The organism is Spirosoma sp., from assembly GCF_026391055.1.
Classification (GTDB): Bacteria; Bacteroidota; Bacteroidia; order Cytophagales; family Spirosomataceae; genus Spirosoma.
Genome location: NZ_JAPLET010000015.1, coordinates 385,447 through 400,523, shown reverse-complemented (window position 1 = coordinate 400,523; position 15,077 = coordinate 385,447). Strand labels below are relative to the sequence as shown.

General features: G+C 51.2%; 14 protein-coding genes. 7 read left to right on the top strand and 7 right to left on the bottom strand.

Annotated elements, in window-relative coordinates; all coding sequences use genetic code 11:
* Positions 1-297, top strand: a complete 297-nt coding sequence (locus NT073_RS07290; protein WP_297371004.1) for a hypothetical protein — start codon at positions 1-3, stop codon at positions 295-297.
* Positions 298-317: 20 nt separating this feature from the next.
* Here NT073_RS07290 and NT073_RS07285 read toward each other — a convergent pair whose 3' ends face one another.
* The 5 genes from NT073_RS07285 to NT073_RS07265 all read right to left on the bottom strand — a co-directional run bounded on the left by NT073_RS07285 (position 318) and on the right by NT073_RS07265 (position 5,227).
* Positions 318-872 (bottom strand): rhodanese-like domain-containing protein, encoded by a 555-nt coding sequence (locus tag NT073_RS07285; protein WP_297371002.1) that lies wholly within the window; start codon positions 870-872, stop codon positions 318-320.
* Between the two features lie 107 nt (positions 873-979).
* Positions 980-1,372 carry a hypothetical protein gene (locus NT073_RS07280; RefSeq protein ID WP_297370999.1) on the bottom strand — a complete coding sequence of 131 codons (393 nt, stop codon included), beginning with the start codon at positions 1,370-1,372 and terminating at the stop codon, positions 980-982.
* A gap of 16 nt (positions 1,373-1,388) precedes the next feature.
* A complete protein-coding gene (locus NT073_RS07275) occupies positions 1,389-1,874 on the bottom strand; it encodes a GNAT family N-acetyltransferase (protein ID WP_297370996.1) in 486 nt (161 codons plus the stop codon).
* A gap of 57 nt (positions 1,875-1,931) precedes the next feature.
* A complete protein-coding gene (locus tag NT073_RS07270; RefSeq protein ID WP_297370994.1) occupies positions 1,932-3,161 on the bottom strand; it encodes an alginate lyase family protein in 1,230 nt (409 codons plus the stop codon).
* Complete coding sequence (locus NT073_RS07265) at positions 3,113-5,227, bottom strand: hypothetical protein (RefSeq protein ID WP_297370992.1); 2,115 nt, start codon at positions 5,225-5,227, stop codon at positions 3,113-3,115. Before NT073_RS07265 ends, NT073_RS07270 begins: the two co-directional genes overlap by 49 nt.
* A 119-nt stretch (positions 5,228-5,346) precedes the next feature.
* On the opposite strand from NT073_RS07265, the gene NT073_RS07260 reads away from it, so the two are divergent.
* A complete protein-coding gene (locus tag NT073_RS07260; RefSeq protein ID WP_297370989.1) occupies positions 5,347-6,693 on the top strand; it encodes a Gfo/Idh/MocA family oxidoreductase in 1,347 nt (448 codons plus the stop codon).
* 236 nt (positions 6,694-6,929) lie between these two features.
* Positions 6,930-7,922: an aldo/keto reductase gene (locus NT073_RS07255; RefSeq protein WP_297370986.1), complete on the top strand. Its 993-nt coding sequence runs from the start codon at positions 6,930-6,932 to the stop codon at positions 7,920-7,922.
* Positions 7,923-8,009: 87 nt separating this feature from the next.
* Here NT073_RS07255 and lepB read toward each other — a convergent pair whose 3' ends face one another.
* Together lepB and NT073_RS07245 are read right to left on the bottom strand one after the other, a co-directional pair.
* A complete protein-coding gene (lepB, locus tag NT073_RS07250) occupies positions 8,010-9,179 on the bottom strand; it encodes a signal peptidase I (RefSeq protein WP_297370982.1) in 1,170 nt (389 codons plus the stop codon).
* Positions 9,180-9,318: 139 nt separating this feature from the next.
* Positions 9,319-11,286, bottom strand: a complete 1,968-nt coding sequence (locus NT073_RS07245) for a glycoside hydrolase family 127 protein (protein WP_297370979.1) — start codon at positions 11,284-11,286, stop codon at positions 9,319-9,321.
* A gap of 525 nt (positions 11,287-11,811) precedes the next feature.
* Here NT073_RS07245 and NT073_RS07240 point away from each other — a divergent pair.
* The 4 genes from NT073_RS07240 to NT073_RS07225 all read left to right on the top strand — a co-directional run bounded on the left by NT073_RS07240 (position 11,812) and on the right by NT073_RS07225 (position 15,063).
* On the top strand, positions 11,812-12,345 hold the full coding sequence (locus NT073_RS07240; protein WP_297370976.1) for a hypothetical protein: 534 nt from the start codon (positions 11,812-11,814) through the stop codon (positions 12,343-12,345).
* 121 nt (positions 12,346-12,466) lie between these two features.
* On the top strand, positions 12,467-13,615 hold the full coding sequence (locus NT073_RS07235) for a DUF3500 domain-containing protein (RefSeq protein ID WP_297370973.1): 1,149 nt from the start codon (positions 12,467-12,469) through the stop codon (positions 13,613-13,615).
* Between the two features lie 170 nt (positions 13,616-13,785).
* Entirely contained in the window at positions 13,786-14,520 is a 735-nt protein-coding gene (locus NT073_RS07230; RefSeq protein WP_297370970.1) for a CPBP family glutamic-type intramembrane protease, read from the top strand.
* A gap of 219 nt (positions 14,521-14,739) precedes the next feature.
* Positions 14,740-15,063 carry a hypothetical protein gene (locus NT073_RS07225; protein ID WP_297370967.1) on the top strand — a complete coding sequence of 108 codons (324 nt, stop codon included), beginning with the start codon at positions 14,740-14,742 and terminating at the stop codon, positions 15,061-15,063.
* Positions 15,064-15,077: the final 14 nt, after the last annotated feature.

Genomic DNA, 15,077 nt, shown 5'->3' with positions numbered 1-15,077 from the left:
ATGAACAAGCAACTAATTCTTCATACACTGTTACTGATAACCCTGACTGTTACGGCCCAGGCGCAAACCGGGACAACACCCAAAGCAAGCAAACCTAAATCGGCCAGAAGCACCACGCCCGGTAGTGTCGTCATCGACAGTTCAATGAATGTCAGTGCCACCAACGACGGAGCCAGTGGGCAAAGTGGCCGACCGATGGCGGTTCCGTCCAGCACCACAGCGCAGGGGACATCTGTAAAAACGCAGGAACGGGCTACTCGGAAGGTGAAGCGGAGTACGCGGACTAATCAGCGATAAGGGCCACTATCGAAACCAAATCATTTAACCAATAGTGCTTTACCAAAAGGAAGCTGACCGACCGAGTCATTCCAGACCGACATGCCACCGGTCATATTTTTGACATTGGTGAAACCGTTCTCGGTCAGGATGTGGCTGGCTCGCGGACTTCGATGGCTGTGCGAACAATAGACGATGATCTCCTTATTTTTCGCCCCATTCAGCTCGGCCAAACGGCTTTCCAATTCCTGTACCGGAATGTTAATGGCGTTTTTTAACCGACCGAAATGCTCATGCGCCCTTCCTGAAAATTCGTCGGGCGTTCGGACATCCAGCAGAATAACGTTTGGCCGGGCGGCTACCGTTTTGCAAAGTTCGGTAGGGGAAATATTCGTAAAAACGACACTCTTTTTGAGTACCAGTCTCATACCACAATGCGGACAGCTACCGGGTCCATCCAGTACGGCATGGTCGCAGTCAGACCCGCAAGGCAGACAGACATACTGATCGTTTGCCGATTTAGCGCTGGCTTTTTGCGCATAACTGCTCAGCGATGCGCTGGCGAGGAGAAGCAGTAGTAGCAGTCGTAGTTTCATTGGCTGAGGTTTTCCCCAAAAGTACGGCTGACTACCAACGACTTGGTGAAATTGTGATGGGTGGTTGTTGGTAGCTGTTTAGTTGTGCAGAAAGCTTCTGTATGAATTTACTTCCGCAACAGCGTTATCAGGATATTGGCGATATACGCACACTGACCTACCAGAAGAGCGAATACAATCAGGAAGAACCATTCGGCACCCATTAAATCACTATCACTGGCTACAGGCAGTGCCAAGAGCATCAACACGCCAATCGTTGGTAATAGGTGAAACACCGTCAGCGTAACATTTGGCATCTTACCAATTTTCTGAAGCAACCAGTAACCCAGTCCGGCTACCAGCAATAAGGCTGCTCCAGCTAGCGCAACGTGGTTATTGGCAATCACAAAATAGGTATCGTATAAGTGAATATCCACCGTATGCTGACGAAATAAAAACCCCATCAACATAAGCACGGGTACGGCCAGCCAGCTAATCAGGTATGGTTTTCTGAGTGTCATTTCGTTCAAATTCGCATTATAGTTTCCGATACATAATATAGGCGTTCGTATAGCTAAGCTGCGCATGGTTGAACGCATCCGGAATCTCACCAATGATGTCGAAACCGAGTTTTTGCCAGAGCCGGACAGCCCGCTCGTTGCTTTTCACGACGATATTGAACTGCATGGCCCGGTAACCTAACCGCCGGGCTTCCTGAATGGAATACTCGCCCATACGTTGCCCTATCCCCTGCCTTTCATACCCGGCAGAAACCATATACGACGCATTTGCTACGTGCGAGCCGAGGTCGACTTGGTTATCTTTCAGGATAAACGTTCCTGCCACGTTATCCTCAACCGTAGCGACGTAGGTGTATTTATCGTCATGACACCAATAACTCAGCATCTTCTCTCTTGATGAATCCGGGGCAAAACAATAGGTATCGCCCGTGGCAATAACGGGTCTGATAATATGCCAGATCGCGTCCTGATCATCGGCGGTGGCTTTACGAATTTCGGTCATTTCGGTTGTTGTCGTGTCTAGAATACCGATCTTAATTTGCTTTTACCTACTAAGCCATCACTCCAGCCAGATCAGCGGGTTTCGGATAGGCAGGTTGCGCAATACCTCTTCCACTTGTGGGTCATGATCCAACTTTTTCCAAGTGGCCAGCCAGTTGGGTTTATTGAAAGCAGCCGCGCCGAAGACCAGAAACGGCTGTGCAATGGGCCAGTCGTTCCAGTACATGACATCCGGTTTTAACGGCCATTTATGTTTGTCCATCACGTAAGGATACAGGTACAGAATGCCTTTTTCGATACCACGGCCGTCGGGAGTTTGATAAGTCCATAAGTCATGGTCTTTGTCGGAGAGAATCTGGCAGATCATCACCATCGCGTCGAGGTTGAAGATCGAATAGCCGTAGGGTTTTGTCCGGCGTAGCTCCAGCGGAAAGCTGCCGTCGGTGGCCATCTGGTTCGACAGTAAAACCGTTTTATACCGCTCCCGGCAGGCTTCCAGCACAGTCTCATTGCCGGTCAGTCGGGCAAAGGCCGCCACTTGCATGACCCAGCAGGTGCCGTGATTGTTTTTGGCCTCTTTTTCATCCTGACTGTACGAATGTGTGAGGAGCCAGTTCAGGTAGTCCGCGAACCATGCTTTAGCACCGGCCAGCACTCGTTTATCCACCGAATTTGCCTGTTCCATCGCTCGAATGCCCTGCGCCACTTCCATAAAATGGATGGTATCGATAATGCCGATACCTCGCCCGGTGGCGCGTCCTTTAATCGCCTGTGCGTACTGCAACGACGGATTCATACGGGTGGTGCTGTCCACAAACCACGCATTCAGATGCCGGAACGCCTGCCGGACATAAGCTTCGTTACCGGTGAGTTTATAAGCGGATGCCAGTGCGCCCACTACCCGGCTGAACCGGATCATGGCCTGCCGATGCGCAACAAAATTGTCGGGGTTGGTCATTCCATCGCGCTGCACGTACGGCCCCTGCGGATTTAGGGAATCAGGCCACCAGTAATCACCTTCCGAGAAAAAGTCATGGCGGCTCCCCGCCGACCGTGGACTCGTTTGCGCCGTAACGGTAACAGGCGTCTGTTGCATGGCCCAGGCAGCCTGTTTCAGCACCTGCGGGCGTAAGGTTTGTATGACGGCTTTCCGGACTGCGGCTCTATCCGTACGCCCGTTCACCCACCCGGCGAGGGGTAGTAGCAGAATAAACAGACAAACGGAGGCTGTTTTTTTTGTCATCTTGCTGGGTTGGTAGCCCCCGGCCGGGAGTTGGTTGTAAGCCATACCTGTTGCGTAAACGCCCCGTTCACGGCGGCATCCCATACCTCCAGCCGAACCCATTTTTTTCCTTTCAGATTGGTATTAAGCGTGAATGTCCGGTTGCCAAAAGGCCGGGTGTTTGTCAGGTCGATACGCTCGCGGAACACCTGTTTGCCATCGCCGGAGATAATTTCGGCAAAGGTCAGCGGAAACGTCCAGTCGATGTTGACGACAATGCTGGCTTTACCGTCGGGCTTCAAAGTCAGTGAATCGCCGGCCCCTTTTCCGTTTACGGTGAAGGTGGGCAGCAGCACTTCGCCGGTCGAGACAAAGAACTTACCCTGCCGCATAGCGTCCAAAACCGGTTGCCAGCCCTGGTTATAGTCGGGTAGTTTATTTAGTTGCAGGTAGTTCACATTGAGGTGGGCGTACATCTCGTTTTCCGGCTCGATGGTAAATAGATCGGCTTCGGCAATGACGTGTTTTTTGAGCCCCCAGTTGGCCATATCGTCCATCAAATCCAGCACCCGACGGCTCAGCTTCGGCTCCGACAGATCGGCGGGAATGTTTTTCCAGGCTGCGCCAAAGAACCGATCTGATCTATAAAACTCTTCATCTTTGTATTTGTCCGGGAAACCGGTCGATCCTTTGGTACGGGCGTGGGCTGTCCAAGCCAGGCCATTTTCTGCTTCGAGGAGTTTCAGCATGTCGTTCTTATCTGCAATACGGTACACTTTTCCGTATCTCGGGTCGTCCGTTACGAACGGCATATCGGGTTTGCGCGACATGATCCAGTACACCGGCTTCGGGAAGAAATCCAGCCAGTGCCCGCCAAAGAATTCGTTGGGTTCTTCACCGGGCAGCAGCAACAATTTCTTATCCGACCAGCGTTTGCACATGTCGTGCAGCGTTTTCAGCTCCAGCAGCCGTTGCTCGTCGGGTCCTTTAGGGTGCGCCGTGTAGTGGAATTCGGCCAGATGCACTATGTCGACGCCCGAGTTTTTAAAGACCTTTACGAAGTTAGGCACCTCCGGCACCGGCTTTCCGGCCAGTAACACACTCATCACGTATTCATTATGAAAGTGGCTCGACATGGTCTTGTAGCCAGGCAGAGCAGGGTATTTATCCGTATGCGTAAACTTCTTCACCTCATCCAGTGCTTTGTCGGGCGTGTCGGTGCTGAGCAGGCAGAAAAAGTTAAGTCGTTGCTGCGTTTTTGGCGGGGCATTGACCCAGGGCACCCAGCGTTTATCGCCCATGAGATCCTGCCGGATGCCGATGCCAAAATCGGGCACCAGGCTTCGGTAGCCTCGGCCATACCAGGTAAAATCGAGGTTGAAGGCTTCGTCCAGCGGATAGAAATACTGATGGGGAGCCGGAAAAACGGCCAGACTCCCGGTATTCCCCGAACCAATGATTGTCCGGTATTTTACGCCCTGTGCTTTGTTGAGTTGGTTTGGATCAGCCGGTACATGCTGCATGTTACCGTCGGTATCCGACCAGGCGATGGTGTTCCAAACGGGTTGTTTACTCATTAACCCCGCATCGTAGAGAATGGCCGTCGAGTCGACTTCGGTCGCCATTACGGCGGCAATATTAATCAGCGGACTACCAGTATAGGCCGTTATTTCGATAGCGCCGGTAAAGGTGGCCGCCTGCACATCCGACACCCGGATAACGGTTCGGGAACCCTGACTGGTCACGCTGGCCGTTCGTTTGGTGAGTTCGACGGCGTAGGCTTTGTGGGGCAGTTTATTGGTCTTGTCGAAAAAGATATTCCAGCCGTTCTGCGACACCAGATCCCGCTTGCCGACGGTCAGGACAAAGGCAGGGTCGAGAGACTGGGCAATTTCGCGGAATGTTCCTTTCTGTGATAATTGCATGCTGCTGAACAGCGGCTTTCCGTTCGTCAGGTCAATGACCAGCTTTGCCGTTTCCTTCGAACTGGCAGGCCAGCTTATGATGAGCGTATTATCCTGATGGATGGCCGTTGTTCCGTTTGCCTTCTGAAAGCCAGACAGATCGACCGGCACCTGCGCATATATCTGGGGGCTGATTATGAGTAATAGAAGGAGCAGAATTTCTTTCATAAGCGACAATACGGGAAAGGGAGCTGGTAGTATGTAGGTAACAAAACGACAGCGAAAATCTACCCAAAAAGCGTTGTAACACCGACCGTCGGTACTACAACTTAAACTTCCATACACCTATGAAACCAACACGCAGACATTTCTTACGCCAGTCGGCTTTAGCGGCTACGGGAGCCGGGCTCATTAGCTTACCGACAATCGAAGCCATTGCCAATCAACGGAAACAGATTTCGGCCAACGACAAACTTCAGGTTGGCCTGATTGGCTGCAACGGCATGGGCTGGTCGGACTTACGGTCGCATTTGTTGCAGAGCGACGTTCAGTGTGTGGCCCTGGCCGATGTGGACCAAAGTGTGCTCGACAAACGCTCGGCCGATGTGGAAGCGATGCAGCACACCAAACCGCAACTATACAAAGACTATCGCAAACTGCTCGAGAACAAGGACATCGACGCGGTCATCATCGGCACCCCCGACCATTGGCACTGCATGGCCATGATCGACTCGGTTTCGGCAGGAAAGCACGTATACGTAGAAAAACCTTTGGCCAACAGCATTGAAGAGTGTAATCTGATGCTGGCAGCGGCCAAAAAGTATAACAAGATCGTGCAGGTGGGCCAATGGCAGCGCAGCGGCTCGCACTATGAGAAAGCCATTGAGTACATCCGGTCGGGCAAGCTGGGCAACATCCGGCTGGTAAAAGTATGGGCGTATCAGGGCTGGATGAATCCCGTTCCCGTTCGGCCCGACAGTGCGCCCCCGGCGGGCGTCGACTACGCTATGTGGCTGGGTCCGGCCCCCAAACGCCCGTTTAACCCGAACCGGTTTCACTTTAATTTCCGGTGGTTCTGGGATTATGCCGGTGGGCTCATGACCGACTGGGGCGTCCACGAAATCGACATTGCGCTCTATGCCATGAACGCCAAAGCACCCAAATCGGTAATGGCGTCGGGTGGTAAACTCGCCTACCCCGACGATGCCTCGGAAACGCCCGACACTTTACAGGCCGTTTACGAGTACGATGGCTTCAACATGCTTTGGGAACACGCCACGGGCATCGACGGCGGCAACTACGGTCGAACGGAGGGCATCGCCTTTATCGGCAATAACGCCACGCTGGTGCTGAACCGCGATGGCTGGTCCATCCTGCCCGAAACGGAAACCAAAAACGGTATCAAGGTCTATAAAGTGGAAGACATACCGGACCAGACCCGCAACGGCGAATACCTGAACGAGCACACCAAAAACTTTGTGCAGGCAGTGAAAGCCAATGATCCGAAACTGCTCAAGTGCGGCATTGAAACGGGCAGTATTGCCGCCATTAACGCGCACATGGGAAACATAGCCTACAAAACTGGTCGGAAAGTGTACTGGGATGCCGCAGCAAAAGGCTTCAAAAACGACCAGCAGGCCAACGCCCTGATAGCCGCCCATTACCACAACGGCTGGAAGCTGCCCGTCGTGTAACCAACCCCGGACTGACGTCCGGGGATATCCACAGTCAACCCTTTTGGGGGTCACAAAGCATTGATAACAAACAAGTTGATTCGACTTTGCAATCAAAATAACCTAACCCCGAAAGAGTTGACTATGAGTAACCCCGGACGCCAGTCCGGGGATATAACAATACCAACCCTGAAAGGGTTGACTATGGATAACCCCGGAGCCAGTCCGGGGATGCAACAACATCCGGAGATATACACATGGAATACAGAACACTGGGTGAATCAGATTTAAGCATATCGGTTATCACATTTGGCGCCTGGGCCGCCGGGGGCTGGATGTGGGGAGGTACCGAACGAAACGGGGCCATTGAAGCCATTAAAGCTGCTTACGATCTGGGGGTCACCTCCATCGACACGGCACCCGTTTACGGACAGGGCACCAGCGAGGAAATTGTGGGCGAAGCCATTAAAGGTATCCCCCGCGATAAGGTCCAGATTCTCACTAAATACGGCATGCGGTGGGATTTGGCAAAGGGCGACTTCGGTTTTAAAAGTCAGGATAACGACGGCAACCCCATCGATGTCTACAAATATTCGGGAAAGGAAAGTATCATCAAAGAGTGCGAAGACAGTCTCAAACGCCTGGGTACCGATTACATCGACCTATACCAGATGCACTGGCCCGATGTAACGACGCCCATCGAAGAAAGCATGGAAGCGGTACTTCGGCTGATCGAGCAGGGGAAAGTTCGGCAGGCGGGTGTCAGCAACTACAACGTCGAGCAGATGAAACGGGCCGAAACGGTGCTCAAACTGGCATCCAACCAGGTGCCGTTCAGCATGATTAACCAGGGCATTGAAGATGAAGTGGTGTCCTATTGTCTCGAAAACAAGAAAGCGATTCTGGCCTATAGCCCGATGGAACGCGGCCTGCTGACCGGTAAGATCAAGCCCGGCCACCAGTTTGCCCCCGGCGATCACCGGGCAGGCTACCGATTCTTTAAAGAAGAAAACATCAAAAAAACGGATGACCTTCTCCAGAAGATCAAACCACTGGCCGACAGCAAAAATGCCAGCCTGAGCCAGCTGGTCATCCGCTGGACCATTGAGCGTCCGGGTATTACCGTCGCACTGGTGGGCGCCCGAAACGCCGAACAGGCCATTCAGAACGCCAAAGCTATTGACATTCAGCTATCCACGGAGGAGATTGCCTTTATCAACGAGCAGTTGGAAGCGGTAGAGCTGGTGTAATGTCGACCGATTGTAGTACCGACAGTGTCCCGGTTGGGCGTAAAACGGGTTACGTCACACCCAACCGGGACCGTCGGCATTACATTGTTACCCAATTAACCGAAACAGCCGGTTCCAGCGGATTTTATGCCAGATGTCGGCCGGAACCGGGTCGAGCGATATCCAGACGAATACGGCTTTGCCCACAATATGGTCTTCCGGTACGAAGCCCCAATAGCGGGAATCCTCGGAGTTGTGGCGGTTATCGCCCATCATAAAGTAATAATTCTGCTTAAAGGTGTAGGCCGTAATGGGTTGACCGTCTACCCGAATGCCCGTTGGTGTTACATCCACCGTTTTGTTGTCTTCGTAGCGTTTGATGATATCGCCATAAACGGCAATTGTTTGTTGGTTAACGGCAATGGTCATTCCTTTCTTAGGCACGGTGAGTGGCCCAAAATTGTCCTGATTCCAGGTATAGGCCGAACTGCCATAAATACCGGGACCCGTTTGCCCGGCCTGCTCCACCATCGGCTCTACGGATTTCACCCAGTCGAACGACTTGAATTGCTGCATGACTTCGTGCGTCATGTTTACCCGGTAACCCACCTGCACCGACTGTTTGGTCTGCTCATTGTAGGCTTCCAGCGGCTGCCAGTTAATAAAGGGGCCCTCAGACGACTTAAAGTCATTGACAATGTCGTATTTCCGGAAGAATCGATCATCCAGCACTTCGCTGGTTTTAACAAAGTAGGTCGTTTCGGAGCGGGCGGGTGTGGGAAAAGCCTTGCCATTTACATATACCTGCGTCTGTCGGATGGTCAGTACATCGCCCGGAATACCGATACACCGCTTAATGAAATTCGTCTTCAGATCCGTTGGGTAAGCGGGCTCGTTGGCCTTGGGGGGTGGGTAATTAAACACCACCACATCGCCGTTTTTGACGGTTGTGAAGCCTGGCAGCCGGTAGATGGGCAGTTGAATAGCCGTGCTGTACGATGGTATCTCCGTACCCCAGATTTTCTGGTGGGTCAGCGGCACTTGCAAGGGCGTTTTGGGCGTCCGGATGCCGTAATGGAGCTTACTGACAAAAAGAAAATCACCGACCATCAGGCTGTTCTCCATCGATGGCGTCGGTATGGCGTAAGCCTCGAATGTTAGAAAACGAATCAATGTGGCGGCTATGACCGCAAAAAGTACCGAATCGAGCCATTCTCGCAATGCCGATTTTTTCGGTTTGACCGCTTTCCCGCTGGTCTGTGTTCCCTTCTTTTTCATAGTATCCGGAGTAAATAGTAATCGCCGGACGTACGCGGCTGGTGGTCAGTCACGAATGTCCGGCGATTGAAAGATACGCGTCGACGTTGCCGAAGGCGCATTATTTTACAGGGATGGCGCTATGGTTGGGTGAAATGCATTACTTCGTCGGCTTTACCTGCCCAAACCAGACCGCCATTTCGTTCGGCCCCCGGTGCGACCAGGCATAGTACGGAATCAGCGTCAGGCTCTTACCAGCCTCCTGCCCCGACAGCGACACAATACCGCCTAATTTGTCGGGCAGCATCTGGGGTCGGAACGCGGTACCTGCCGGAACCGCCAGCGATAGCGCCTGTCCGCCATTATCGGCTCCTTCGGCGCAGTACACCACCGGACCCCGTTCAATGGCCACCCTGTTTCGGTCGTCGGTCACCTGTTCGTTGGCTTTTACTTCCCTTACGGGCATATCGAGCGTCCATTCGAGCCGGTCGCCGGGCTTCCAGGTGCGGCTAACGCGGGCGTATCCGTTCTCCGTGATATACGGCACCGGTTTCCCATTGACCAGTAAAATAGGTGCTTTAGCCGCTGTATTCACGTAGTCATACAAATATCCCGGCATGGGTTTGCCCGACGCCCAGCCGGGCAAACGCAGTTGCATAGTGAACGTCTGTGCCTGCTTAGGCTGCACCGTTACCGATAATTTTCCATCCCATGGATAATTCGTTTCCTGCCTGATTTGTACCGGTTTTCCGTTTACAGATACCGTCGACTGATTGGTCAGGAACAGGTTGACGAACACATTATTGCCCTTTGTGGCGTATATATAACCGGGCAGCGACGGTAGAAAACGCACGACATTGGTTGGGCAGCAAGAGGTACCAAACCAAGGTGCCCGCGTAGCCGCCTGACCAACGTTGAATTTGCGCTTTCCATCAGAAGCCAGCGGATTTACATAGAAGAATGAGTCGCCTTCGAGCGAAACACCAGCCAGAAATCCGTTGTAAAGAACTCGTTCAAACACATCCATGTACTTGGCTTCGCCCGTCAGCAGGAACATCCGGTGATTCCAGAGCATATTGGCTACAGCCGCGCAGGTTTCAGCATAGGCCACATCGTTGGGCAACTCATAGGCCTCCCCGAAGGCTTCCCCATGTCCACGGGCACCCAGCCCGCCAGTGAGGTACTGTTTGCGCTCAACCACATCGTTCCAAATGGCCAGCAGCGCATCCATATAAGCTTTGTCTTTCTGAATAGCCGCAATGTCGCTCATGGCCGCATACATGTAACCCGCCCGAACCGAATGCCCGACGGCGGTTTTCTGCTGCGTTACGGGCAGATGGTCCTGCAAGTAACTGGCTCCCTGACCGGTTTTGGCGGGGTCGGGGAACAACGGTCGCTTGTCGGCCCGCCCCCGCATGTCGAGCAGAAAACGGGCGAAATCGATGTATCGTTTATCGTTGGTAACGCGGTAAAGTTTTACCAGCCCGATTTCTATTTCCTGATGCCCCGGCACCACAATCAGCTTATCGGGACCGATGGTACGCATCAGGTAATCGGCGTTTTTCAATGCTACATTCAAAAAGGAGCGTTTGCCGGTGGCCTGAAAGTGAGCTACGGCGGCTTCATACATATGCCCAACGTTGTACAATTCGTGACTACCCGCTACGTATGAGAAACGCGTTGGCCCCGCCTGATCATCCTTGATATTGGCACTGTCTTTCAGAATGGTCCGGATGGTGTAGAGATAGCCGTCCGGTTCCTGAGCTGCCGCGAAAAGCGTGATCAGACTATCCAGATAGTGATCCAGTTTGACGTCGTAGTGCGTTTGGAGCGAATATGACGCCCCTTCCACGACCTTGAACACATCGGAATCGTCGTACCGTTTTCCTTTAAACGTGCCTTTGGCCAGTCCACCGGCTACGGCGAAGTTGGCGATGCGTCCCGTCTCTTCGCACTTCCTGAAATCGAAGGGAATGGTGACGGTGCGGTTTGTAGCGAGCCGGGATTGCCAAAAGCCACCATTGATGGCAACGCTCGTAAATGGAACCGGCACAATGGGATAGTCCTGCGCACTGGCAACGGTCGTTAACAGACTTAATACCAGCGCATAAACCGTTCGTTTTGTCATAAGAGATAAGGTAGCGGGCGGGAGAATGCGGCTTACCCGGTCTAGACTTTCATCTTGCGTACTACCCATTAAGGCAGTATGCAAGATGAACAATGTACTACTAAACCAACTAGATCCCAGGCAAATGAAGGTAAACCGACTTGTTAGCCCGATCATAGAGTTGAAGCACTTTTGCGGCAAAACCTACCGTCTTTTTTTGGGGGAATTTCGGAATGTATAGCCCTGATGTACGGACAAACGCATCGCTCACCTACTCGACATCCATAGACCCGTATCAGGGTTACTCAACAAATCATGACATAACCGTGGCACGGGTCTATGAATCTAAACGAATGTCATACAGCAATCATTTCGACATTAATTTTATATACATAAATTCTTAAATTGTTCATTAGTTGCGCTTACTTTTACGTACTTATTAAGTTATCGCTGACGGGTTAAAAATGGAAGCGATGTACATTATAATGTTAACTCACAGCTATTTACGACAGGCTAAACGCCTTGACAGAGCATAATCTTTGACACATGATCGTTGAACACGCATTAAACGACTTCTATCATCAGCATGGCTATGGTGAAGAAGGAGGTATCAACAAAAAATGGGACATGATTAAGTTTGGCTCTATTGCTCTTCCCCTGCCCAACCTCGAATCCCGGCGCAAGAATATTTATCTGCACGACATCAGCCATTTAGTGACAGGATACGATGTGTCCTGGTTAGGCGAAAGTTCGGTGTCAAGCTGGGAGATAGCCACGGGGGGTTGGGGTCGCTTGTATTTTCCCTGGTTGTTAACCTTATGGGCGATGGCTGTAGGTGTCATGCTGTATCCTGGCCAGAGTTACAGGGCTTTTCAAGCTGGTTTGCGGATGAAGAACGCCTTAATAAGTGATTTGACTAAGCAAGAGATGTATCAGTTGAGCCTCGCGGAGCTAAGGGTTCGGCTGCAACGGACAGAAAGCGAGTTTGTAAATCGTAGCTATTACTTATGGGCAAGCCTGAGTTTACTGGTTTGGTGGAGTCCATTCCTGATAGGCTGTATGCTTTATTCGGTATGGTAACCTGGCTGTTCGTGCTTTATGATACAGTGTATAGTCCATAACTTGTAACCTTTCTGTTCGTAAGTGCAACGCTGAAGCCAATTAGCCCGTAGTGTCAATAACACTATACTTACCAAAAAGTATGAGATTTATTTTAGTTACGGCTATTTCCTTGTTTTTGCTATCCATTTTGGCAGGATGCAAAAAGAACGACGATACGATAGTTACCCCAGGTAACCCGACAAGTACCACCACCGTTACGCCAGGCACATCAACGACCACCATATCGGGTACGGTGTCCTCAATCACCAGTTTCCTGTCGGCCACGACAACTGTTTCGAGTAAATCGGGGCTGGCGCAAATAGTTACCCTGTCGGAAGCGTTCAAAGCAACCCTTACCAGTACCCAGTTAGCGGCCGTACAACTGAGTTTTAGCAAAACCGACGCTCAGAAATGGTCAAATCTACCAGCCGGCGACGTACCTCGGGTTGGCATCAATACCGGAAGCCTCACTAGTAGCCAACTGGCAGCCTTTCAGAATTTGATGAGCAGCCTGTTAGCCCTGAATGTGACCGATGAGGGCTATGACGAAATGTTGGGCGATCTGGTCGCCGATGACTATTTGGGAACCATCAACAAGCCAACAACTTTCGGAGCCGGGTATTACTATATCGCGTTTCTGGGTACGCCCAGCACAACGGGTTTGTGGGAGATTCATTTTACGGGCCATCATTACACCCAGCCCTTTGTATTTAATGCCGGGCAGCTTATTGGGGTTACACCCGCTTTCCGGGGCGTAGAGCCCATGGCAGCGGTAACCGCCAACAACCGAAGCTATCAACCCGTTGAACAGGAACGCCAGGTCTTTGCCGCCCTGCTAACAGGCCTCAGCAGCAGCGAACAGGCCACCGCTAAACTCGCTGCCACGTTTTCTGACCTTATTCTGGGGCCGGGTCAGGACGGTAAGTTTCCGGCTACCAAAGTAGGGTTGTCCGTAGGTAGTCTGAGTACCGATAAGCAAAAGCTGGTATTGAATGCCCTCAAGTTATATACCAATGACCTGGAGCCATCGCTGGCGGCTATCGTTCTGGCGAAGTATACGTCGGAATTAGCGAATACCTACGTGGCTTATTCAGGTACGACGGCTGTCAATACCCGAAATGATTACATCCGCATTGATGGACCAAGTGTCTGGATTGAGTTTTCGTACCAGGGCGGGGCGCTCATTCCGTCCAGTCCACACCCGCATTCGGTCTGGCGCGACCACATGGGTGACTATGGCGGCAATTGACCGACCATCTCCTATTGACTTAGCTGGCAGTCTATACTTATTTTAGCTTCTTTACTAGGGCATCCTACGACCGGGTAAACGCTCCTTACGAACGGGTTACTGGTCAACGTCTGACCTTACCTGAAGAGAGTAACGATTCGAGTAAACAAAACCGCCAGTCTTAAACCATAATGAAACAACTTGTACTGCCAATCATTGTATTTGCCGGTTTGGCCTTTGTATTTTCATGGGTAATTAACCAGTACGTCCCTCCCTTTACATGGCTCACCATTGACGGTAAAGAAGTTCTGACGGGTTGCGGTCCGGCACTGTCGGGCTTAGTTTGTTACAGGCTTTTTGGCATCCCTAACACATTCAACCTGTCTTTGGCAGGCAGCAAACCGCTTGTTGTCTTCGGCATCACTTTTTTGAGCTTATTCGTACCTGTTTTACTAAGCAAGCAGCCGACTACGTTAACTTTCGTAGGTCTTATAGCAGCTCAATTCGCGTATACACTGGGGGAGGAGTTTGGCTGGCGGCATTATCTGCAAAACGCCGTGGCCCCTTTCACCAAATGGCAGCAGGCGTTGATCATCGGGACGATATGGTTTTTCTGGCATTATGCCATCTTACCTGACCCGACAACCATGCTAACCGGAAAGCCTGTCCCTTTTTATATTGGCATCCCTCTATTTGTAGGTCTGCTGACGTTGTTCTCAAAATTAGCCAGCGACATAGTCGTACGAACCCAGGCCGTTTTATTACCAACGGTGCTGCACTATATTGGCAAAGTAAGCAATAGCTACACCCTATTGACTATCTATATTCTTGTGTTAGCGACCTACCTGATGTGGCATAAAATTGGGGCTAAGCGATTATCACCAAACAGAACAATGGTATATCGTTATTCTGGAGCACCCTACTAATCAATGGCTGTTCACAAAACTACCTACAGAATTTCCCACCTATAGATTCAATTATTCGCAAATTGGCTAACATCAAAGCATCTTTACTAATAAAGATGTATATTCAGGTTCATTATTTACGCGCGAACCTTGAGCTAACGTAGCTAAGACTAAGCGTTTTATACAGCTTTATTTTGATTGAATAGTTCACATCTCACCTTTATCTCACACATTCATTACATGAAAAAAGCACTTTTATCCACATTCGTAGTTGTATCGGGTTCTATTCTGATGAGTTGTAATGCTACCATGCATACAGTTGGCACAGGTGGTCCAGGCGACTGCAAAAGCCCTGGTCAGTATGATGCCAAGAAAAAACAATGGTATATTTTCTGGGGATTACTGCCATTAAATAATGTTGATTCGAAAGCCTTAGCGGGGGGGTCAAAGAATTACACCATACGAACCACTACCAGTTTCGGAGATGGTCTCATTGCTATTCCCGGCTCGTATCTTCTCGGAATTCGGACTCAAACCATCCGGGTTTCAAAGGGGAAAGAGTAACGAGAAGTTCCACG